This is a genomic window from Paenibacillus harenae (assembly GCF_030812415.1).
Lineage (GTDB): Bacteria > Bacillota > Bacilli > Paenibacillales > Paenibacillaceae > Pristimantibacillus > Pristimantibacillus harenae_A.
In genome coordinates, this window is the sequence record NZ_JAUSST010000009.1 from 14,464 (window position 1) to 35,373 (window position 20,910).

At 54.5% G+C, this 20,910-nt stretch carries 18 protein-coding genes; 17 read left to right on the forward strand and 1 reads right to left on the reverse strand.

What is annotated here, in order from left to right:
* Positions 1–5: 5 nt before the first annotated feature.
* The 3 genes from J2T14_RS27395 to J2T14_RS27405 are packed head-to-tail and all read left to right on the forward strand — an operon-like array spanning position 6 to position 2,280.
* On the forward strand, positions 6–569 hold the full coding sequence (locus tag J2T14_RS27395) for a PilZ domain-containing protein (RefSeq protein ID WP_307476105.1): 564 nt from the start codon (positions 6–8) through the stop codon (positions 567–569).
* 22 nt (positions 570–591) lie between these two features.
* Positions 592–1,401, forward strand: a complete 810-nt coding sequence (gene speD, locus J2T14_RS27400) for an adenosylmethionine decarboxylase (RefSeq protein WP_307207777.1) — start codon at positions 592–594, stop codon at positions 1,399–1,401.
* 6 nt (positions 1,402–1,407) lie between these two features.
* Positions 1,408–2,280, forward strand: coding sequence for an SDR family oxidoreductase (locus J2T14_RS27405; RefSeq protein WP_307476107.1), 873 nt, complete (start codon positions 1,408–1,410; stop codon positions 2,278–2,280).
* A gap of 168 nt (positions 2,281–2,448) precedes the next feature.
* On the opposite strand, the gene J2T14_RS27410 is transcribed toward J2T14_RS27405, so the two are convergent.
* On the reverse strand, positions 2,449–3,336 hold the full coding sequence (locus tag J2T14_RS27410) for an SDR family oxidoreductase (RefSeq protein WP_307476108.1): 888 nt from the start codon (positions 3,334–3,336) through the stop codon (positions 2,449–2,451).
* 199 nt (positions 3,337–3,535) lie between these two features.
* Here J2T14_RS27410 and J2T14_RS27415 point away from each other — a divergent pair, with 199 nt between their 5' ends.
* The 14 genes from J2T14_RS27415 to J2T14_RS27475 all read left to right on the forward strand — a co-directional run bounded on the left by J2T14_RS27415 (position 3,536) and on the right by J2T14_RS27475 (position 20,868).
* A complete protein-coding gene (locus tag J2T14_RS27415) occupies positions 3,536–4,771 on the forward strand; it encodes an aminopeptidase (protein ID WP_307207772.1) in 1,236 nt (411 codons plus the stop codon).
* Positions 4,772–5,060: 289 nt separating this feature from the next.
* On the forward strand, positions 5,061–6,122 hold the full coding sequence (locus J2T14_RS27420; RefSeq protein ID WP_307476110.1) for a fatty acid desaturase: 1,062 nt from the start codon (positions 5,061–5,063) through the stop codon (positions 6,120–6,122).
* 90 nt (positions 6,123–6,212) lie between these two features.
* The gene (locus tag J2T14_RS27425) at positions 6,213–7,367 is read left to right on the forward strand and encodes a sensor histidine kinase (RefSeq protein ID WP_307207767.1); all 1,155 of its coding nucleotides are present in this window, start codon (positions 6,213–6,215) and stop codon (positions 7,365–7,367) included.
* The gene (locus J2T14_RS27430) at positions 7,364–7,969 is read left to right on the forward strand and encodes a response regulator transcription factor (protein WP_307476112.1); all 606 of its coding nucleotides are present in this window, start codon (positions 7,364–7,366) and stop codon (positions 7,967–7,969) included. The genes J2T14_RS27425 and J2T14_RS27430 overlap by 4 nt, the downstream gene beginning before the upstream one ends.
* Before the next feature lie 494 nt (positions 7,970–8,463).
* Complete coding sequence (locus tag J2T14_RS27435; RefSeq protein WP_307476114.1) at positions 8,464–9,237, forward strand: NUDIX hydrolase; 774 nt, start codon at positions 8,464–8,466, stop codon at positions 9,235–9,237.
* Between the two features lie 63 nt (positions 9,238–9,300).
* Positions 9,301–9,846, forward strand: a complete 546-nt coding sequence (locus J2T14_RS27440) for a cysteine hydrolase family protein (protein WP_307476419.1) — start codon at positions 9,301–9,303, stop codon at positions 9,844–9,846.
* Between the two features lie 6 nt (positions 9,847–9,852).
* The gene (locus tag J2T14_RS27445) at positions 9,853–11,295 is read left to right on the forward strand and encodes a nicotinate phosphoribosyltransferase (protein ID WP_307476116.1); all 1,443 of its coding nucleotides are present in this window, start codon (positions 9,853–9,855) and stop codon (positions 11,293–11,295) included.
* A gap of 26 nt (positions 11,296–11,321) precedes the next feature.
* Positions 11,322–11,972, forward strand: coding sequence for a nicotinamide riboside transporter PnuC (pnuC, locus tag J2T14_RS27450; protein WP_307476118.1), 651 nt, complete (start codon positions 11,322–11,324; stop codon positions 11,970–11,972).
* Positions 11,948–12,931, forward strand: coding sequence for an AAA family ATPase (locus J2T14_RS27455; RefSeq protein WP_307476120.1), 984 nt, complete (start codon positions 11,948–11,950; stop codon positions 12,929–12,931). Before pnuC ends, J2T14_RS27455 begins: the two co-directional genes overlap by 25 nt.
* A gap of 367 nt (positions 12,932–13,298) precedes the next feature.
* Positions 13,299–14,339: an SGNH/GDSL hydrolase family protein gene (locus J2T14_RS27460; RefSeq protein ID WP_307476123.1), complete on the forward strand. Its 1,041-nt coding sequence runs from the start codon at positions 13,299–13,301 to the stop codon at positions 14,337–14,339.
* Between the two features lie 27 nt (positions 14,340–14,366).
* Positions 14,367–14,498 carry a DUF6855 family protein gene (locus tag J2T14_RS31025; RefSeq protein WP_373458218.1) on the forward strand — a complete coding sequence of 44 codons (132 nt, stop codon included), beginning with the start codon at positions 14,367–14,369 and terminating at the stop codon, positions 14,496–14,498.
* 461 nt (positions 14,499–14,959) lie between these two features.
* Positions 14,960–15,919, forward strand: coding sequence for a sialidase family protein (locus J2T14_RS27465; protein ID WP_307476125.1), 960 nt, complete (start codon positions 14,960–14,962; stop codon positions 15,917–15,919).
* Positions 15,919–17,709: a glycoside hydrolase family 35 protein gene (locus J2T14_RS27470; RefSeq protein ID WP_307476128.1), complete on the forward strand. Its 1,791-nt coding sequence runs from the start codon at positions 15,919–15,921 to the stop codon at positions 17,707–17,709. The genes J2T14_RS27465 and J2T14_RS27470 overlap by 1 nt, the downstream gene beginning before the upstream one ends.
* Before the next feature lie 36 nt (positions 17,710–17,745).
* Positions 17,746–20,868 (forward strand): alpha-amylase family protein, encoded by a 3,123-nt coding sequence (locus tag J2T14_RS27475; RefSeq protein ID WP_307476130.1) that lies wholly within the window; start codon positions 17,746–17,748, stop codon positions 20,866–20,868.
* Positions 20,869–20,910: the final 42 nt, after the last annotated feature.

A 20,910-nucleotide genomic window follows, 5' to 3' on the forward strand; every position in this document is an offset into this window, starting at 1 on the left:
GGGTGTTGTCCAAGGCGGTCCATAGACCGCTCGGACAACACCTTTTTTTATACGTTACCGCCGAACAGAAGGCTGTAAGAGGTCCGGTAGATGCGGAAGACATCGGGCGACTGCTATTAGGCAGTACCGATGTTTTTCTTCGCAATATTGGACCTGGCGGACTGCGCTTTATGGTCGGCGTGAAAATGTCCGTAAACGAGGATATCATTTTTGCATTTGATATTGTGATTTCAGGTCGTTCTTACAAGCTGTCCGGCGTAATCGCATGGTGCAAAGAGGCGGACTCCGGTATATATGAATATGGCCTTCAATTTCAATTGAATGAGAATGAACGAGCGGAGCTCCTGATCGCCTTAAATCAGCTTGCCATTGTACTGCAAGGCGATTATCCTTCTTCGATGCCGTTTTTCACAGGAGATCCGATGTCCTTTCTGAAAGAAACTAAAAAGATAATTCATCAAGTATGCAAAGCATTTTACGCCTCGGCTAGGCCGGGCGTAAGATGCTTTTTTTTCAAGTCGTTATTCGAAAGCCGCATCGGCCGTAAAAAATCGGGTAATAGTAGTTAGGAAGGAAAAGGAGGGATACAAGGTGAAGCTAACGCCGGAGCAACGGATACAGCTGCATGGCTTCAATAACTTGACGAAGTCGCTCAGCTTCAACATGTACGATATCTGCTATACGAGAACGAAAGAGGAGAGGGAGTCTTACATTGCCTATATCGACGAGCAGTACAACTCCGATCGCTTGACGAAAATATTGAATGCCGTGTCCGATATTATCGGAGCTCATATCCTGAATATCGCCAAGCAGGATTACGTGCCCCAGGGCGCAAGCGTAACGCTGCTCGTATCGGAAGGTCCAATCGTTGAAGTGCCGACGGAATCGTACGAAGAGTCCCCCGGGCCACTGCCGGCGTCTGTCGTCATGCAGATGGACAAAAGTCACATTACGGTTCATACCTATCCCGAATACCATCCGGACGAGGGGATCAGCACGTTCAGGGCTGACATCGACGTGTCGACCTGCGGCGAGATTTCGCCGCTTAAGGCGCTCAATTACTTGATCCATCAGTTCGATACCGACATCATGACGATCGATTACCGGGTACGCGGATTCACGAGGGACATTTACGGGGATAAGCTGTTTATCGATCATGACATCAATTCGATCCAGAACTACATTCCGAAAGAAGAAGCAGCATTGTATGACATGATCGACGTTAATATTTATCAGGAAAACGTATTTCATACGAAGTGCAAGTTGAAGCAGTTCGATCTGAACAACTATTTGTTCGGTTACACGAAGGACACGCTGACGCCACAGGAGCAAGAAGAGATTACGAGCCGGTTAAAATCCGAGATGGACGAAATCTTTTACGGCAAAAATATAAGGAGCTGATCAAAGATGACGAACGCATCGAACAATAAAAAGCCGGTGTTTCCGCCGCAAAACCAAAACCGCCAGCCGGGGATCGAATCGGAGATGAGTCCGCTGCCGATCTTCGAATGGGAAGGGTATAAAGCAGCAGGTAAGCTGAAGGGCAAGGTTGCGATCATCACGGGCGGTGACAGCGGAATAGGGCGCGCCGTCTCGGTCGCCTATGCCAAGGAGGGTGCGGATGTATGCATCGTGTACCTGGACGAGCATGACGACGCAAAAACGACAAAAGCGGCTATTGAGAAGGAAGGCGTGAAGTGCCTCCTGATCGCGGGCGATGTCGGAGACGAATCGTTCTGCAAGGATGTCGTCAAGCAGACGATCTCGGCTTACGGTAAGCTGGACATAGTCGTGAACAATGCGGCCGAGCAGCATGTAAGGAAGAAGCTCGAGGATATTACAGCGGAGCAGCTTCATGCGACGTTCCGTACGAACGTGTTCAGCATGTTCTACCTGACGATCGCGGCGATGCCGCATCTGAAAGCGCCGGCTTCGATCATCAATACGGCTTCGATCACGGCATACAAGGGCAATCCGACGCTGATCGATTACTCCTCGACCAAAGGCGCGATCGTGTCGTTCACCAGAGCGCTCGCCGCCAACCTTGCGGCCCAGGGCATCCGCGTCAACGGCGTTGCGCCCGGGCCGATCTGGACGCCGCTTATTCCGGCTTCGTTCGATGCGCAATCCGTATCCACGTTCGGTTCGGACACGCCGATGGGACGAGCGGGACAGCCTTACGAGCTGGCGGCAGCGTACGTCTATCTTGCAAGCGACGACTCGAGCTATATGACCGGGCAGATGCTGCATATCAACGGCGGGGAAATCGTTAACGGTTAAGTGAAAAATCCGTGGATATGTTTGGCGTTTCGAACGTAGCTACGGATTTTTTTCTATGATTGAGCAGCTTGTAAGTGCATATATGATCTTACAGGTGAAGAGTAACCCCTGATTTGAGTCTGTAAGAGCGCATATGAGCTTACAGAACTCGAAAGGAGTGACCATGGCTTACAGGAAGCCATGCTCCTTCGCGTAACTGCCCCAATGCGGGCGTCTGCCGTCGACGTCGACGATGCCGAATTCGTCGGACATCGTCCAGCTGGGGAACACGAGTCCGGTGCGGGACATGAGATCGGCGCTGGCAGCAAGCGCGGCGACGCCTCTTCCGATATAATACGGCGTCTCGGATTGCGAGAAGTGAACGACGTTAGGATCGTCGCTGTGGTTGACGGCATCCTGCCAGTTGGCCTCGGTTACTTTGAAATGCTCCAGCATTTCCTCCGAACGAAGGAAGCCGGGCGTAATCGCAATGGCAGCGACATTGTGCGGCTTAAGCTCCACAGCCATCGATTCTGCAAGATGAATCGGCGAGATTTTAGCCAAGCTGTAGAACAGATTGCCGCGGTAACGATAGTCGATGCCATCGGTCACCTCGATGATGAGTCCTTGACCGCGGGCAACCATAAGCGGCGCGCCGTAATAGCTCGTGATAAGATGGGCCTTCACAGCACGCTCCTGCATGAGCAAACCATTACTAAGCGATTGCTCCCAGAACGGCTTGCCCCACTCGCTCAGCTTCTCGCCGCCCCATATATTGTTGACGAGGATATCAAGTTGTCCTTCGCGTTCTTCCTTAATTCGCTCGAACAAGGCTTGCACGTCCGACGGGTCGGTATGATCGACGCGAACAGGAATGCCGATTCCGCCGCTAGCCGTTATGAGCTCGGCCGTCTCGTCGATCGTCTCCGATCTTCCGAGATCCGATGGGCTGCCCTTTATGCTTCTTCCCGTGCAGTAAACCGTCGCTCCCGCTGCTCCCAAGCCTACGGCAATGCCGCGCCCGGCGCCCCTTGTTGCTCCTGCCACGACGGCTACTTTTCCTTCCAATGGCTTCATTCGGATGCTCCTCTTTATTCATATTTGTCATACTGTTCTTGTAGTTTAGCAATTAATACATGACAACATACTGTCATATATCTTTTGCTATTCGGAAGTATCGCGTGAGCAAGCAATAGCCATTTCGTTATGGTATGATTGATGGATAAAATCCGAGGTCTCCCACCCGAGACGATTGTATAAAGGAGAGATGCCAGCGATGGAGAAAGCATTCGAACAGTACTTAGAAAAATATGCGCAATTGATCGTCAAAACAGGCGTGAACGTTCAGCAAGGACAAGAGGTGTTCATTACCGGCGCAGTCGAGCAAGCTTCTTTCGTTCGACTCGTAGCTGCCGCGGCTTACGATGCGGGAGCGGGGAACGTACACGTGGAGTGGATGGACGACGCTTTGTCGAGGCTTAAATACGAAAAGGCTGACGATAAAGTGTTTACGGAGTACCCGCAATGGGAGACGGATAAGCGCAACTCTTTCGTCGATCGCGGAGCGGTATTCATCTCCATCGTGTCCTCCAGCCCGGATTTGCTTAAAGGGATCGATTCCAAACGGATCGCGAACTTCCAGAAGGCCGCAGGTCAAGGCTTGCGTGAATTCCGGAGGGCTACGCAGGCTGACAAGGTTAGCTGGACGGTTGTCGCGGCAGCGGGCAAGGAATGGGCGGCAAAAGTGTTCCCGAATGCGAGCGAGCAGGAAGCTGTAGAGCTGCTGTGGAACGCCATATTCGATTCCGTACGGCTTCATGCGGAAGATCCGGTGCAGGCATGGGAAGATCATCACCGGACCTTATCGGCTAAGAGCGACAAGCTCAATGAATATCGCTTCCATAAGCTTCACTACACGGCGCCTGGCACCGATCTTACGATCGAACTGGCGGAGAAACATATTTGGGTCGCCGCAGGCAGCACGAATGAGCAAGGCGTGCCGTTCATGGCGAACATGCCTACCGAGGAAGTGTTCACCGTGCCGCTGAAGGAAGGCGTGAACGGCTACGTGTCCAGCACGAAACCGCTTAGCTACGGCGGGAACATTATCGACCGCTTTAAGGTGACTTTCGAGGACGGTCGAATCGTAGAAACGGAAGCGGAAGAAGGACATGAGTTTTTGCAAAAGCTAGTTGAAATCGACGAAGGCTCCCATTACTTGGGGGAAGTGGCGCTAGTGCCTCATCAGTCGCCGATCTCGCAATCGAACATTCTGTTCTACAACACGTTGTTTGACGAGAACGCATCGAATCACTTGGCCATCGGCAGCGGTTACGCCTTCAACATCGAAGGCGGCAAAACGATGTCGCCCGAACAATTGATTGCGAGCGGCGTGAACAGCAGCATTACGCATAACGACTTCATGATCGGCTCGGCCGAGATGGATATCGACGGGATCCAGAAGGACGGCACGGTCATCCCGATCTTCCGCAAAGGGAACTGGGCATTCTAAGCAGGGTTTCAGGATCAGACATGAAGAAGAGGCGCATTACGCAGGCATAGGCCTGTAGGCGTCTCTTTCTTTTTTTTTGCAAAATGACGGTTACGGAGAGGGGAATTGTGGAAGAACATACAAGAGTCACCCAAAATATCGTTGTCTATATGACAAATGTCATATAGACCTCTTGACGTTTATGACTACAGGACATGACGTTTCTTCTTTACAATGAATAGTGAAGATGCTGTACGGCTACAAATGCTTGATGTATCTTCCAAGCACTACTATTAAGGAGTGAGTTTGCATGACAGAGCAGAAACAAGCGAACTTAAAAAAAGAAGTCGCGCCATACGAAAAAACCGAATTGAAATCGAGCATTAGACAGCTCATTAACACGGTAATACCCTTATTGTTGCTTTGGTATGCCGCATACTATAGCTTATCCATCTCTTACCTTCTTACGCTTGCGATCGGGATCGTCGCTTCCGGCTTCGTCATTCGGACGTTTATTATTTTCCATGACTGCTGCCACCAGTCGTTCTTCAAGAGCCGCCGCGCCAACGATATTATCGGTACGATAACAGGCGTTTTAACGCTCGTTCCCTATCAGCAATGGAAAAACACGCACTCGATTCACCACGCGACGAGCAGCAATCTCGACAAACGCGGCGTCGGCGATTTGTGGATTCTGACCGTGGAAGAATACGCGGCAGCATCTAAGTGGCTGAAGCTGGCTTACCGCTTATACCGCCATCCGTTTGTGATGTTCGGACTAGGTCCAATCGCTGTATTTATGGTTCAATACCGCTTCAACCGCAAAGGCGCGAAACGCAAGGAACGTATGAATACGTACCTGACGAATGCGCTTATCGTGGGGCTGTACGCGCTGTTGTGCTGGGCAATCGGCTGGGAAGCTTTCTTGCTGGTACAAGGTCCGATCTTCTACCTATCCGGCGTACTCGGTATTTGGCTGTTCTATGTTCAGCATCAATTCGAGGATTCCTACTTCGAGCACAATGACGAATGGAGTTATGTAAAAGCAGCCGTAGACGGCAGCTCTTACTATAAACTTCCGAAGGTGCTGCAATGGATGACGGGCAACATTGGTTACCATCACGTCCACCATTTGAGCCCGAAAGTACCTAACTATTACTTGGAGGAAGCGCATAATTCGACGCCTCCCCTTCATAACGCAACGACGATAACGATTAAAGAAAGTCTGGAATCGTTGAAATTCCGTCTATGGGATGAAACGAACGGCAAGTTCGTCAGCTTCAGAGAGGTTAGAGGCCGCCTGAAACAGTCGGCAGCAGCCGGCAAAGCTGCCAAACGAAGCACGACAAGGCCTAGCCTGCAAGGCAAGTAATGGGTTGCCGAGACGCCGGTATATGCTACAATACAAGCATACAGACAACTCCGGCAAGGAAGCCTGCAACCGGGCTATAGGAGAATTCCGATGCAAAACTGGTACCAAATCTTCCATAAAAGCACAGGACTAAGCCCGTACGTCTGGGTCGTCCTGTGCATTCTTCCTTTTTACTTCATATTTCGATCTTCGACGACGTATGAGATCGTGTACGGGATTTTGATGATTGTCCTGTTCTTCGTTTGTTACGTGCTCTCTTTCGTATCGAAGGGGTGGAAGCTATATTTCTGGACGAGTATGCAGATCGTGATCTCGATCGCGATGACGCTGCTTTTCAGCTACGTGTATTTCTCGATTTTCCTGGCGTTATTCATCGGGAACGTGCAGAACCGAATCGGCTTCTTCACCTTGTATACCGTTCATTTGATTACGACGTTCATCACGATTAACTACGGTTTCGTCTCGTCGAATCCGCTGTTCGTATCGCAGTTTCCGTTTGTGTTGATTTGTTTGATCGTCGTTATATTGCTGCCTGTCAACACATACAATCGGGTTAAGCAAGGCCGATTGCAAGGACAATTGGAGGATGCCAACAAACGAATCTCGGATTTGATCACGATGCAGGAGCGTCAGCGGATTGCCCGCGACCTGCATGATACGCTCGGACAGAAGCTGTCGCTAATCGGACTTAAGAGCGACTTGGCAGGCAAGCTCATCACGAAAAATCCGGCCAAAGCGCAAGCCGAGATTAACGACGTGAGGCAGACGGCCCGCACGGCGCTTAAGGAAGTCCGGGAGCTTGTGACGCAGATGCGCGGGACGAGAGTCGAGGACGAAATGTTCCGCGTCATGCAAATTTTGAAGGCAGCGGAAATCGAGTTCCGCCTCGAAGGCGAAGTAAAGCTGAGCGATGCGTCGCTGCTTATCGAGAACGTGCTCAGCATGTGCTTGAAAGAAGCGGTTACGAATGTCGTTAAGCATAGCCGGGCGTCCGAATGTCTCGTCGCGATTGAGCCTAGGCGGGGAGAGCTTGTTATCCGCGTTCAAGACAACGGCGTTGGGATCGCGAATCCTGCTGGGGCCATGCGCGGCAACGGACTACAAGGCATGAAGGAGCGGTTGGAATTCGTTAACGGAAGCTTGGAGATTCAATCGGTCGATGGCGAAGTCGAGGGTGCGGGAACGACCTTGCTCATGAGAGTGCCTATTCCGATCATTCAGCCGGCAAAGGAGGCGGAAGCGTGATTACCATCGTTATTGCGGAGGATCAACGGATGCTGCTAGGTGCGCTTGCTTCGCTGCTTGATCTTGAAGACGATATGAAAGTCGTTGGAACGGCTGGCAACGGCGAGGAAGCGATAGCGCTCGTCCAGCGCCATAAGCCGGATATCTGCATTATGGATATCGAGATGCCGGTGAAGACCGGTCTGGAGGCTGCCGAAGAGCTGAAGGGCTCCGGCTGCAAAGTGATGATTCTTACGACGTTCGCGAGATCCGGCTACTTTGAGCGCGCGTTGAAAGCGGGCGTTAGCGCTTATATGCTCAAGGATAGCCCAAGCGAGGAGCTGGCCGGATCGATTCGCAGCGTTATGGCCGGCCGCCGAATCTATGCAACCGAGCTAGTAGACGAGGCATACGGCGGGCAAGACAATAACCCGCTCACCGAGCGCGAGAAGGAAGTGCTGGGGCTCGTCGCCGACGGCAAGAACACGAAGGAAATCGCCAGCGAGCTATTCATCACGACGGGAACGGTCCGCAACTATATTTCGGTCATTCTCGATAAGCTTGGCGTCAACAACCGGATCGAGGCGATTACCCGCTTCAAGGAGAAGGGCTGGTTCAAGTAAAAAGCAGGACAGGAGCGGAAGCTCAAGTCCTGCTTTTTTTTGCGTAGAGCGGAGAGTTTATGGCTCTGTATGAAAATAACAGGAGTTTCTCCCTCTATACGCAAACGCTATCGGCATTTGTAGAGATAAAAATAGCCCCTACACTTTAACGGCATTTCGCCGAACTAATTCGGGCTAACCAGCCGAAAGTGTACGTGTAACGGCATTTCATCAAACTAATTAAACCTTTTTCCCTCATAACGCCAAAACCGCTTCATTAGCGTCTTGAAATCGAACTAAATGAGGCAATCCCGCTATTACCCTGCAATTATTTTCCCAAAACGACACTATCGAGCAGGCCAGTGAATATCGAGCGTATCGGTGAATAGGCAGTGTCTGATTTGGAAAAAATAGCTTGACATTCACTTTGTATATGTCATAATGATATTATCAAAACGAAATTATCGAATTATTGTTATCAAATCGCCCTAAATCATTCAAAGCAGGTGAGTCCAGTGTCCGAGTATAACGAGAACGAAACGAGCTATTCATCCAGTCATTATCGTACGCCTGATGGCGCGCCTGCGGATATCGTTATATTCACCATTACGTCCACCGAGAGAAATATAGGCAAGAAGACGCTCCCGCTCAGAGAGCTGCAAGTGCTGCTGATCGAGAGGAAGCGGTGGCCGTTCGTTGGCCAGTGGGCGCTCCCGGGCGGCTTCGCCAAGGAGACGGAGACGATTCAAGCCTGCGCGGAGCGCGAGTTAGAAGAAGAGACTGGGGTATCGGGACTTCATATCGAGTACTTCAACGTATACAGCAAGCCGGGGCGCGACCCCAGGGGCTGGATTATCTCTCACGCGTTCTTCGCTCTCGTCCACGAATCGCTGCTTGCGGAGCGCCGGGCGGCGGACGATGCCGCCGACGTTAAGCTGTTCACGGCCCAAGAGGCGCTGGCGATGAATCTCGCCTTCGATCATAACGAGGTGCTGAGAGACGCGCTCGAGCGAATCCGTCATAGCATGCTGACGACGACGATCGCGAAGCAGTTTTTGCCGGAGGAATTCACGATCAGCGAGCTGTATCAAGTGATCCAGACGGTCGTGCCGGAATTCGAGGAGCAGAACTTCATTCGCAAAATAACGTCCACGCAAAGCCGTAAAGGGCTCATCGAGGAAGCGATAGATCAGACGGGCCAGCCAAAGATGTCCAACCGCTACTCCCAACGCGCCGCGCAGCTTTACCGATTTACCGATTATGTGCCTCAGTTGTCCATTTACAGCTAGGCCTTCTTTTTTAAAGACCCATATTGTCGTTTTGAAAATATTAATATAAGGATGGTGTCGATGATGAAAGCATTGATCGTAATCGATTACACGATTGATTTTGTCGTTGGAAAGCTGCCATGCGGCGAGCCGGGTATGGCGACCGAGGGGCGGATCGCCCAGTTGACGAAGCAATTTGCAGAGCAGGGTGATTTTGTCGTGATGGCGGTCGATCTTCACGAGGAGAACGACAGCTATCATCCGGAGCATAAGCTGTTCCCGCCTCATAATATTCGAGATACCGAGGGACGTCGCCTATACGGCAAGCTGGATGAAGTATATGAGCAGCATAAGGAAACGATCTATTGGATGGACAAAACGCGGTACAGCGCTTTTTGCGGGACGGATCTGGAGCTGAAGCTGCGGGAGAGAGGCATTACCGAGCTGCATCTGGTCGGCGTATGCACCGATATTTGCGTCCTGCATACGGCGGTCGATGCGTACAACAAGGGCTTCGAGATCCATGTGCATGAGGATGCGGTTGCGAGCTTCAATGAAGCGGGGCATGATTGGGCGCTGGGGCATTTCCGCCATACACTCGGCGCTGCAGTAGAGAAAGAAGGAGAGTGAGCCAACATGAACGGACCTAACTTAACGCTTCATACCGATAAATATCAAATCAATATGATGTACGCGCATTGGCTGCATGGCACGGCGAACGACAAGGCGGTATTCGAGGCTTATTTCCGCAAGCTGCCGTTCGGCAACGGCTTCGCGGTATTCGCCGGGCTGGAGCGCATCGTCCGCTATATCGAAGAGCTGCGCTTCGGCGATGAAGAGATCGATTACTTGCGTACGCAGGAGGAGAACTATCGGGAGGCATTCCTGGAGGAGCTGCGCACCTTTCGTTTCACCGGCAATCTGTACGCCGCTCCCGAAGGGACCCTCGTCTTCGCCGGCATGCCTCTCCTATGCGTAGAGGCGCGGATGTTCGAAGCCCAATTGATCGAGACGGCGATGCTTAACTTTTTGAACTATCAGACGCTCGTTGCGACGAAGGCGGCGCGAGTGAAGCAAGCGGCTCCGGATGATGGGCTGCTGGAGTTCGGCACGCGCAGAGCGCAGGAAGCGGACGCGGCGGTCTGGGGAGCGCGGGCGGCGTACATTGCCGGTTTCCATGCGACTTCGAATTTGCGCGCGGGCATGATGTTCGGCATTCCCGCCAAAGGAACGCATGCCCACGCATGGGTGCAAGGCCATGATACGGAGGAGGAGGCGTTCCGCAAATACGCGGAGGCGCTGCCCGATCAAGTGACGCTGCTCGTGGACACTTACAATACGCTGACGAGCGGCGTTCCGAACGCGATCAAAGTCGCGAAGCTTCTCGAGAGCAGGGGCAAACGGATGCAGGCGATCCGGCTCGACAGCGGCGACCTCGCCTACTTATCGCAGACCGCTCGCAAGATGCTCGACGAAGCGGGCTTGCCGTACGTGAAGATCGTCGCATCGAACGATCTTGACGAGAACATTATTTTCAACCTGAAGGCGCAAGGCGCGAAGATCGACACCTGGGGCGTTGGCACGAAGCTCATTACGGCAGCCGATCAGCCGGCTCTCGGCGGGGTCTATAAGTTGGTAGCCAGGGAGAAGGACGGCGGGTACGTTCCGGTTATTAAAATATCGGGCAACCCCGAGAAAGTAACGAATCCGGGTTACAAGGAAGTGTACCGTATCGTGGATACCCGGACGGGCAAGGCGGAGGCGGATTACGTAACACTCAAGGGAGAGAAGGGAGTCGTGGACGGGGAGCGGATTAAGCTGTTCGATCCGGTGCATCCGTACATGCACAAGTACGTCGACCACTATGAGGCGATTCCGCTCTTGCAGACGATTTTCGCGGATGGTGCGCTTGTTTACGAGCTTCCAAAGCTTGATCGCATACAGCAATATCATGCGGAGCAGCTTACGCTGTTCTGGCCGCAATACTTGCGCAAGCTTAACCCAGAGACTTACCGAATTAGCTTAAGCGAGGCGGCATACAAGCTGAAGATGGACTTGATCGAACAGCATCACGGGTAACAGCTTAGGAAACGGGGGAGAGGACGATGAATAAACCGTGGACGTTGGTTGCTGCACTGGTCATTATGCTTGGAATTGCTTATTTCACATCGACGACGACGCTTGAGATCGTCGCGACGACGACAGGGCTGCTAAGCGTGTGGTTAACCGCAAGAGAGAAGATATGGGCTTGGCCGATCGGCCTCGTTAACGTTGCATGTTTCTTCTACATGTTCTACGAGGTGAAGCTGTACGCCGATATGACGCTGCAGGTGTTCTTCTTCATCTTAAGCATATATGGCTGGGTCATTTGGCTGACGAAACGAAACGGGGCTGAGGTAAGGCCGACTCGGCGAATATCTCCTCGGTTAGCGGGTATATTGCTAGTCGCTTTGTTCGCAGGAACAGGAATATGGGGTTACGTGCTGGCGACTTATACGGATGCATCGATTCCTTATCCTGACGCTTTCATCGCGATGTTAAGCCTGATTGCCCAAATGCTGCTGTCGTACAAAATACTGGAGAACTGGTACTGCTGGATCGTCGTCGACGTACTGTCGGTAGGCATGTATTTATATAAAGACTTGAATATGCTCGCCTTCCTGTACGTTATTTTCTTATGCATCGCCATATCGGGACTCATTACTTGGAAAAAACAGCAGGAGGTGGCGACATGGGAGAGCGCCGGATTGGATTGACGCTCGGCAAGTACGCGCCGTTCCACCGGGGCCATCAATATGTCGTAGAAACGGCGCTGCGCGAGATGGATGACGTGATCGTCATCATCTATGATTGCCCCGAGACGATCGACATTCCGTTGCCAGTACGGGCTGGCTGGATAAGGAAGTTATATCCGAGGGCTCGCGTCATCGAGGCATGGGGCGGACCGAATGAGATGGGCTACACGCCGGAAATAAAACGGATGCATGAGTTATATGTGTTAGGGCTGCTGGACGGGCAACGGATTACGCATTTCTATTCGAGCGAGCCTTATGGGGAGCATATGAGCGAGGCGCTTGGGGCTGCCGATCGGCGGGTCGATATGGAGAGGACGACGTATAAGGTATCGGGAACGGCGGTGCGCGAGTCGCCGTATGAGAAGCGAGCCTTCCTGGATCCTATCGTCTACCGCGATATGATTACGAAGGTCGTGCTATTGGGAGCCCCTTCGACGGGGAAGACGACGCTCGCCGCATCGCTGGCCGAGCGATATGATACCGTATGGATGCCCGAATACGGGCGGGAATATTGGGAGCGGCATCACGTCGACCGGCGCTTATCGAAGGAGCAGCTCGTCGAGATCGCCGAAGGGCATATAGAGCGGGAGGAAGGGATGTTCGGCGAAGCGCGGCGTTATGCCTTCGTCGATACGAATGCAATCACGACGTACATGTTTAGCCTCTATTATCATGGGGAAGCGCATCCAAGATTGGCCGAACTGGCTGAACTGGCAGCAACGCGATATGATCTCGTATTCGTGTGCGACACGGACGTTCCGTACGACGATACGTGGGATCGCTCGGGGGATGTGCAGCGCATGGAATTTCAAGCCGCTATAATAGCGGATTCGGAGCAGCGGGGCATCCCGTATACGTTGCTTAGCGGAACGGTAGAGCAGCGCGTGCGGAAGGTTGCCGAGGTGCTTGAAGGTGCTTGAAGGTGCTTGAAGGTGCTGACGCATAAACGATTAGAAGCGGAGACTAGCTAAGGAAAAGGCAGCTAGTCTCTTTGTTTTGCTGCATAAGGTATCCGTGGCATCCCTCACTGTTTTTCTCTGACAGCTGGTTGCAGTATGTGCAATAGACTGGGCTTTAAAAGCTGCGCATGACTGTTCTCGTTTCATTAAAAACAACGGATGGAGTCGCCTGCCGGCATTTTTGCGCTTATCAGCTTCGCTAACAAATCTGAGATTGGATTGATGATTGTTAGTTGATTATGCTAACATAATGTAAGGTCGTTGGGTGAAGAGGCAAGTACGAACTGACGTTGCATTCGAAATAAAGGGAAAGCGGGCTGTAGCGATTATGGAACAAAGGAAAGAGCCTTACATAAATGAGGAAGAGGCTGCAGCAACAGGCTTCGATATGAAAGCGCATGCACGATATACGGGCAGATTGGATTGGAGCGACTCTGCCGGACCGTTGCTCGCTTGGGCGGGAAGTTCGATAACGGTACGTTTCCAAGGGAGTTCCGCTAACATGCGATTAGCGGCTGTGGAACGGAACGATACATGGGTTGACGTAACGGTCGACGGAGGAGAACCGCGCAAATATTATATCGATGAATCGGGTCATGCGCTGAACATCGCGACGGGGCTCGGGGATGGCTCCCATACGCTCGTCATCCGCAAGCGTACGGAGGCCATGTTCGGAACCGTGCGCTTCCTCGGCATAGAGCTGCCGGAGGGCGGTCTGTTTCTTAAGCCGCCGCCGCGTAAGGCGCGGAGGATCGAGTTGATCGGCGATTCGATCAGCGCGGGCTCGGGCAACGAGGGCAAGGACGGCGATCCGAATATCGCCGAGCATGAGAATAACGGCAAAGCGTACGGTACGCTTGCAGCGGAAGCGTTAGACGCAGAGATGCATACGACAGCCGTCTCCGGCATCGGGTTGATCGTGAACTACGGTGACGAACGCGTGAATACGATGACCGCGCAATACGAGCGATTGAATGCGCTGCATGCCGAACCTAAGTGGGATTTCGCGGAGTGGACGGCGGATGTCGTCGTCATTAATTTGGGGACGAACGACAGTAAATACGAGCTGGACCGCGCTCAGTTCGTGAGCGCTTACGAAGCATTCGTCGCGCGTATACGGAGCTATTATCCGGAAGCGCATATCTTTATGACGTTAGGGCCTTTTCGATCGTCGCCTGTCAAGGAATATATAAGCGAAGCCTATGATCGCATACATGCGGCTGGAGACGCCAAAGTGCATCATTTCTTGTTCGACGAGGCGAACAGGGAACGGGACGGCATGGGCGAGACCGGCCATCCGACCGTCATCACGCATGCTTTGATGGCCGGGCAATTGACGCAGCAAATCAAGCACAAGCTCGGTTGGTAACGACTGCTCGACTATCGTCGATTCGGGTTGGGCGGTTGGTACGGATTGAAAAAAGGTTTTCGCGGCCGGTTCGGCATGTACGTCCCTCCGTTATTGGAGCATCTCGGCTTAGCGGAAGTCGAGCACAACGCAAGGAATAATCGGATGAGGGCAATATAGCGGCAAAAAAGAGAGGAAAGCCTTAGCGGTGCGTCGTGCACCGGTCTAGGCTTTCCTCTCTTCGTATATAAGGCAGTCAATAGCGGCTGCGCGCAAGCTTCCGTTTTGCAAGAGCGACGAACGGCTCCGCCTTATGCGGAGCTGATCGAAGCGCGCGTGTACGCTTAGAATAGCAGCCATCGGGCAGAGCCCCTGTTGAATCCGTAGCGGATTATCGCGATCGGAGCGACAGGGGCTCTGCTTGCTTCGGTTTTTCACGAAATTCGCTTCTTAATTCACCATTTTCCACTTCCGACCCGCTTTCCGAAAATCGTGAAGTTGTCGTCTCCTCCCGTATTACCCCGCTACAAGTCACCGCGTAACGGAAAATCGATAACAACTTGAATATTTCCCGTTGAGCGGATTCTGAAAACCGATTAAGGTCAGAGCAGTCAGCGAATTTGTTTACAAGGAGGCTGCCAATGACCGCAATTAACGGAACAAAAAGTTATGTGTTCGAAGGAGACGTCCCATTCGGGAGCTGCCATGCTTCAACGGTTACGAGACTGTCGGGCGGAGATATAGCAGCCGCTTGGTTCGGCGGTACATGCGAGGGCGATCCCGATGTCGATATATGGATGTCGCTCCGGCACGGCGATCAATGGTCGCCGCCGGTGAAAGCAGCCCAAGAGGAAGGAATGCCGCATTGGAATCCGGTATTATTCGAGGATGACGACCAGCTCTACTTGTTCTACAAAGTCGGGCATACGTTCTCGGACTGGTATACCCGGTTCATCGTATCCGGCGACGGAGGGTTGACCTGGTCACCGCCAGCCGAGCTCGTGCCGGGCGACCGCGGGGGGCGAGGCCCCGTTCGCAACAAGCCGATCAAGCTTCGAAGCGGGCTTTGGCTGGCACCGGCTTCGCTGGAGCAGGAGGCTTGGGAGGCGTTCGTGGACCGCTCCGCGGATCGTGGACGGACGTGGAAGCGAAGCGCGATGATCGCGACGGACATTCCGCGCGAGCCGGGCAGGGGTGTCATCCAACCGGCGCTTTGGGAATCCGCGCCGGATCAAGTCCATATGCTGCTCCGCAGCACGGAGGGCCGCATCTACCGCAGCGATTCAAGCGACGGCGGCGCAACCTGGAGCGCCGCCTATGCGACTTCGCTGCCCAACAATAACAGCGGCATCGACATCGCGCGGTTGCCTGACGGCCAGCTTGCGCTGGCGTACAACCCGGTCGGCAGCAATTGGGGGCCGAGAACGCCGCTCGTTATCGGCTTGTCCGGCGACAACGGGGAGACGTGGGAGCAGGCGCTCGCGCTCGAGGAGGACGAGGGCGAATATTCGTACCCGTCCGTTGCAGAAGCGGGAGGCAAGCTGCACGTCACCTATACGTGGAACAGACAAAAAGTAGCTTTCTGGGAGCTGACGATGTAATGGGTATATTCGAGGCAAGAGGAGATCAATTCATATACGATCATGAGCCGATCCAGCTCATATCGGGCGCCGTTCATTATTTCCGGATCGTACCCGAATATTGGCGGGACCGCCTGTTGAAGCTGAAGGCTTGCGGCTTCAATACGGTGGAAACCTATGTGCCGTGGAACTTTCACGAGCCGAAGCCCGGGAAGTTCCGATTTGGCGGCATGGCCGACATCGAGCGCTTCCTGCGCATCGCGGCGGAGCTTGGCCTGCATGTCATCGTTCGCCCTAGCCCTTACATATGCGCGGAATGGGAGTTCGGCGGCTTGCCAGCCTGGCTGCTTGCGGACTCGGATATGCAGCTTCGCTGCCATCATAAGCCGTTTCTGGACAGAGTCGATGCCTATTACGATGAATTGCTGCCAAGGCTCGCGCCGTTTCAATGCACGAAAGGCGGACCGATCATCGCGATGCAGATCGAGAACGAATACGGAAGCTACGGCAACGACGGCCGTTATTTGCGCTATTTGAAGGACGCGATGATCCGCAGGGGGGTCGAGGTGCTGTTGTTCACGTCGGATGGCCCGACGGATGCGCTTCTGCAGGGGGGATCCGTTCCGGGCGTGCTGGCGACCGCCAATTTCGGCTCCAGCCCAGCCTCCTCCTTCGCTAAGCTGCGCGAATACGAGGCGGAAGGGCCGCTGATGTGCATGGAATATTGGAACGGCTGGTTCGACCATTGGGGCAAGCCGCACCATACGAGGGATGCGGAGGACGTAGCCGCCGTATTCGGGGAGATGCTTGCAGCCGGAGCGTCGGTCAACTTCTACATGTTCCATGGCGGCACGAACTTCGGCTTCTGCAGCGGAGCGAATGCCCAGCTGCACGACCATTACGAGCCGACGGCAACGAGCTACGATTACGACGCTCCGCTCGACGAGACTGGACAGCCGACGGCAAAGTACGGCGCTGTTCGCGAGGCGATTGCCCGGCATGCGGGAGTGTCGTTCACGCCCGCCGTGAATGAGGGACTGATGCCTGCCCCGGCAGAGCGAATCGCATACGGCGTTCTTGAGATGCAGGAACAGGGAAATCTGTTCGGGCAGTTGGATGCCCTATCGGAGGCGGTGCGCTCAACGGTGCCGCTCCCGATGGAGAAGGTCGGGCAAAGCTGCGGTTTTATCGTCTATACGACACGCATCTCCGGTCCAAGGCCGATGGAACAGCTGCATGTGCAGGAGGTGAGGGACCGTGCGCTTGTGTTCGTCAACGAGGCGTTCGTCGGCGTCATCGAGCGGGCGGAGAAGGAGCAGACCGTTTCCTTCGAAGTACCGGCCGGCGGGGCGGAGCTGCGGATCGTGGTCGAGAATATGGGCAGGATCAACTACGGCCCGTACTTAAAGGACCGCAAAGGCATTACGGAGGGCGTTCGGCTCGGCTTCCAGTTTTTATTCGATTGGAGCATTCATCCGCTTCCGCTTGAGGACGTGTCGGCGATCGCCTATGGCGGGGCGGCGGCGAAGGAGCAGAAGCAGCCGTTCTTTTGCCGGGCGCATCTGGATGTGGAACGGCCTGCGGATACGTTCATCGACATGAGCGGCTGGACGAAAGGCGTCGTCTTCGTCAACGGCTTCAACCTGGGTCGCTATTGGAACAGGGGTCCGCAAAAAACGTTGTACGTGCCGGCCCCGCTGCTGCGCGAGGGAGCCAATGAAATCATCGTCTTCGAGCTGCACGGGTCGACGGAACGGGTTATTCGTTTTACGGATTCGCCTATGTTGGACGGAGACGTTAAGAGCCAATGAAAATTTTAGATAAGGGATAACCGGGAGGGAATGCGAATGAAACATACCGTTCTATTTTACGATGCGTCGTTCCCTTATGAAGGCGTCAGGCCAAACGGGCAGCAATTGTCGGCCTTGGCCGGAATTGGCGAGGTAGCGGACGCGGAACAGCTTGCTTCGGCGCTTGCGAAGGCTGACTGCCTGGTCTATCTGCATGGCAAATACGTGCCGAAGAAGGCTTGGCCCGCCTTGCTGGCCTTCTTGAAGCGCGGGGGCGGTCTCGTTCATATCGGCGGAGAGCCGCTGCGCGTTCCCGTCTATCTCGACAACGGACGGTGGCGGACGGAGCCGGTGCAGACGGCCTATCACCAAGCGCTGAACATTCATGAGATGCTCGCGGTCGACGCTGCCAGGATCGTGTTATACGAAGCAAATGCCGATATTCCTCTATTTGCGGGCAAGGAGCGCCTCTTCGAGGTGCAACCGACGGTCGGTTTCGTGCTCCATGCGACGAAAGCGGATGATCTGCCCGGCCAGGGAGGCACGAGCGGCCCGATGGACGTTCATATTCATCCGCTGCTTAAGGGAGTAACAGCCGACGGGCGGGAGATGTCGGCTCCGGTCGTGCTGATGGAAAACACGAAAGGCGACTTCGCGGGGGGACGGTGGATGTTCGTCAACCAGACGATGGAAGCCGGCTTCTGGTCGCAGGGCGGCGCGGCTTCCATACGGGAATGGAGAGATTATTGCGCCAGAGGCGTCACAGAAATTTGGTTTATGCCGAATTATGCCTGTTATGAGCCGGGCGAGCGGCCGGTGTTCAAGCTGCAGCTGCAGGACCTCGGGAGAAGGGCCGACTGTCAGCCGCGGCCATCAGTCGTGTGGCAGTTCAGCATCAGCATCGCCAAAGTAGTCGGCACGAAGAGGAGTCAGCTGTGGATCGGAAAAGCCGCGCTGCAAGCAACTGGCAGGCTGTCGACGGTCCGGCTTCCGATTCCGGTAACGGTAGCGCCCGGCTATTACGTTGCGGAATGCGCCGCCTTATCGAGCGAAGGGGAGCGGCGAATCTACCGTCAAGGCTTCTGGGGCTGGGACGCCGCGCTTCTCGGGGAAGGAGAGCCGCTTGCCTGCGACCGCGATTATTTCCGCAAAGACGGCAAGCCGTTTCCGATTATCGGAATGACGTATATGGCCTCGGACGTTGCGCGAAAGTTTTTGTTCCTGCCGAACGCGGCGGTCTGGGACAAAGACATGGCCCAGATGAAGAAGGCAGGCATCAACTACATCAGGACGGGCATCTGGACGGCGTGGCGGCATGTCATGTTCGTGGACGGACATCCGTCCGAGGAGGCGATGCGGGCAATCGACGCCTTTATGCTGACCGCCAAAAAACACGGTCTCGAGCTGACTTTTACGTTTTTTGCTTTTACGCCGGAATCATGGGAGGGGGTCAATCCGTATCTTGATCCGAGAAGCGTCGAGGCGCAGAAGAGATTCGTCGCGGCGATTGCAGAGCGTCATGCAGGGTCCATGCACGTTCATTGGGATCTCATCAACGAGCCCTCGATGTTCCGGCCGGACAGAACGTTCAGCGGTCCGCAAACGAGCGGCGACGTCTTCGAGAGGGAGCTGTTCGCCCGCTGGCTGGAAGAGCGCCATGACGGCGATATAAGGCTGCTGCAGGAGCGGTGGAACATGACGCCGCTGGAACTGCCATCCTTCAGTGCTGCTGCTCCGCCGAGCAAGGAAGAGATCAACTTCTATCCGACGGCGATCGTTCCGAGCAGGAACAATCCGTGGCTCGATTACTGCCTGTTCACGATGGAGATGCATAACCGGTGGGCCCGCGAGCTTGGCGGCGTCATCAGGGCCATTGCGCCGCTGCAGCTCGTTACGGCAGGCCAGGACGAGGCGCTGGCCGGACAACGCCCCTCCCCTTTCTTCTACGAAAGCGTCGTCGATTATACGAATGTTCACTCCTGGTGGCAAATGGACGATCTGATCTGGGACGGCGTGTTCGCCAAAAGCCCGGGCAAGCCGTGCCTCGTGCAGGAGACCGGCATGATGTACGTCGAAACGGCGGACGGGAAGGCGAAACGCAGCGAGACGGAGCTGAGGAACATGCTGGAGCGCAAATACGCTTATGCGTTTGCGACCGGCTCGGCAGGGGCCGTGCAATGGGTGTGGAATATCAATGTCTATATGAACAACGTGAACGAGTCGAATATCGGTGCGGTCAGGGCCGACGGGACGGAGAAGCCCGAAGCCGACATCTCCTATGAGTTTGGCAGATTCATGGGCGAGATCGGTTGCTTATTCGAAGGCCGCCGCTTGGAGGATATCGTCGTGGTGTATCCGTATTCCAACGACTTCTCCGCTCGCAGCCTCGCGCTTGCTGCAACGACGAAGCTGACCCGGACGATGGCTTACGAGCTGAAGCAGCCGTTCCGGGCGATGGGCGAATATCAGCTGGAATCGCTCTCCGATCAGCCGCCGAAGCTGATTATCGTGCCGAGCCCGCATAATTTCAGCGGCGATGCGCTGAGCCGGATCCTGAAGCATGTAAAGGAGCAAGGCGGAACGCTGCTGTTCACGGGGCCAATGAGTCTCGACGAATACTGGCGGCAGAGTGACAGGATGATCGGGCTGCTTGGCGCAACGAAGCTCGGCAATGTACTGCGCGAGGAAGCGCTCGAGCTGGAAGGAAGGCTTATACCCGTATCGTTCGGAGGCAATCGGCTAGCGGAGGCGTTCAAGGAAACCGGTACGATGGACGAGGGAGCGTCAGGCTCAATGTCTCTGACGACGCGAAAAATAGGCAAAGGCACGCTGCTCTGGTGCCCGCTGCCGATCGAGCTGAACGAACGTACCGGTTCGCTTGCGCAGGTGTACGATTACGCGATTGGCCATGCCGGCGTGGAGGCCGAGCTGCTCTGGCTGAAGGGCGGCGAGCTGCCCGGCCTATACGGGCGCAAGCTGGCATTCCGGGACGGAGCGCTGTATATCTTCGTCTCGGAGTATGCGGCAGAAGCGGAAGTGGAGATTACCGACCCGGAAACATGCCGTTCGTATTCCTTCCTCATGGAAGCGGAACGTACGGTCATGTTCGCCGCGGACGCAAGCGGCGAACTGCTGGCCGTATACCGGCCGGAGGAAGTCGAAATTACGGTTAGCGGTTAAATGGATGGCTTCTGGCCGCATAACAGACAAGGAAAGAAGGGG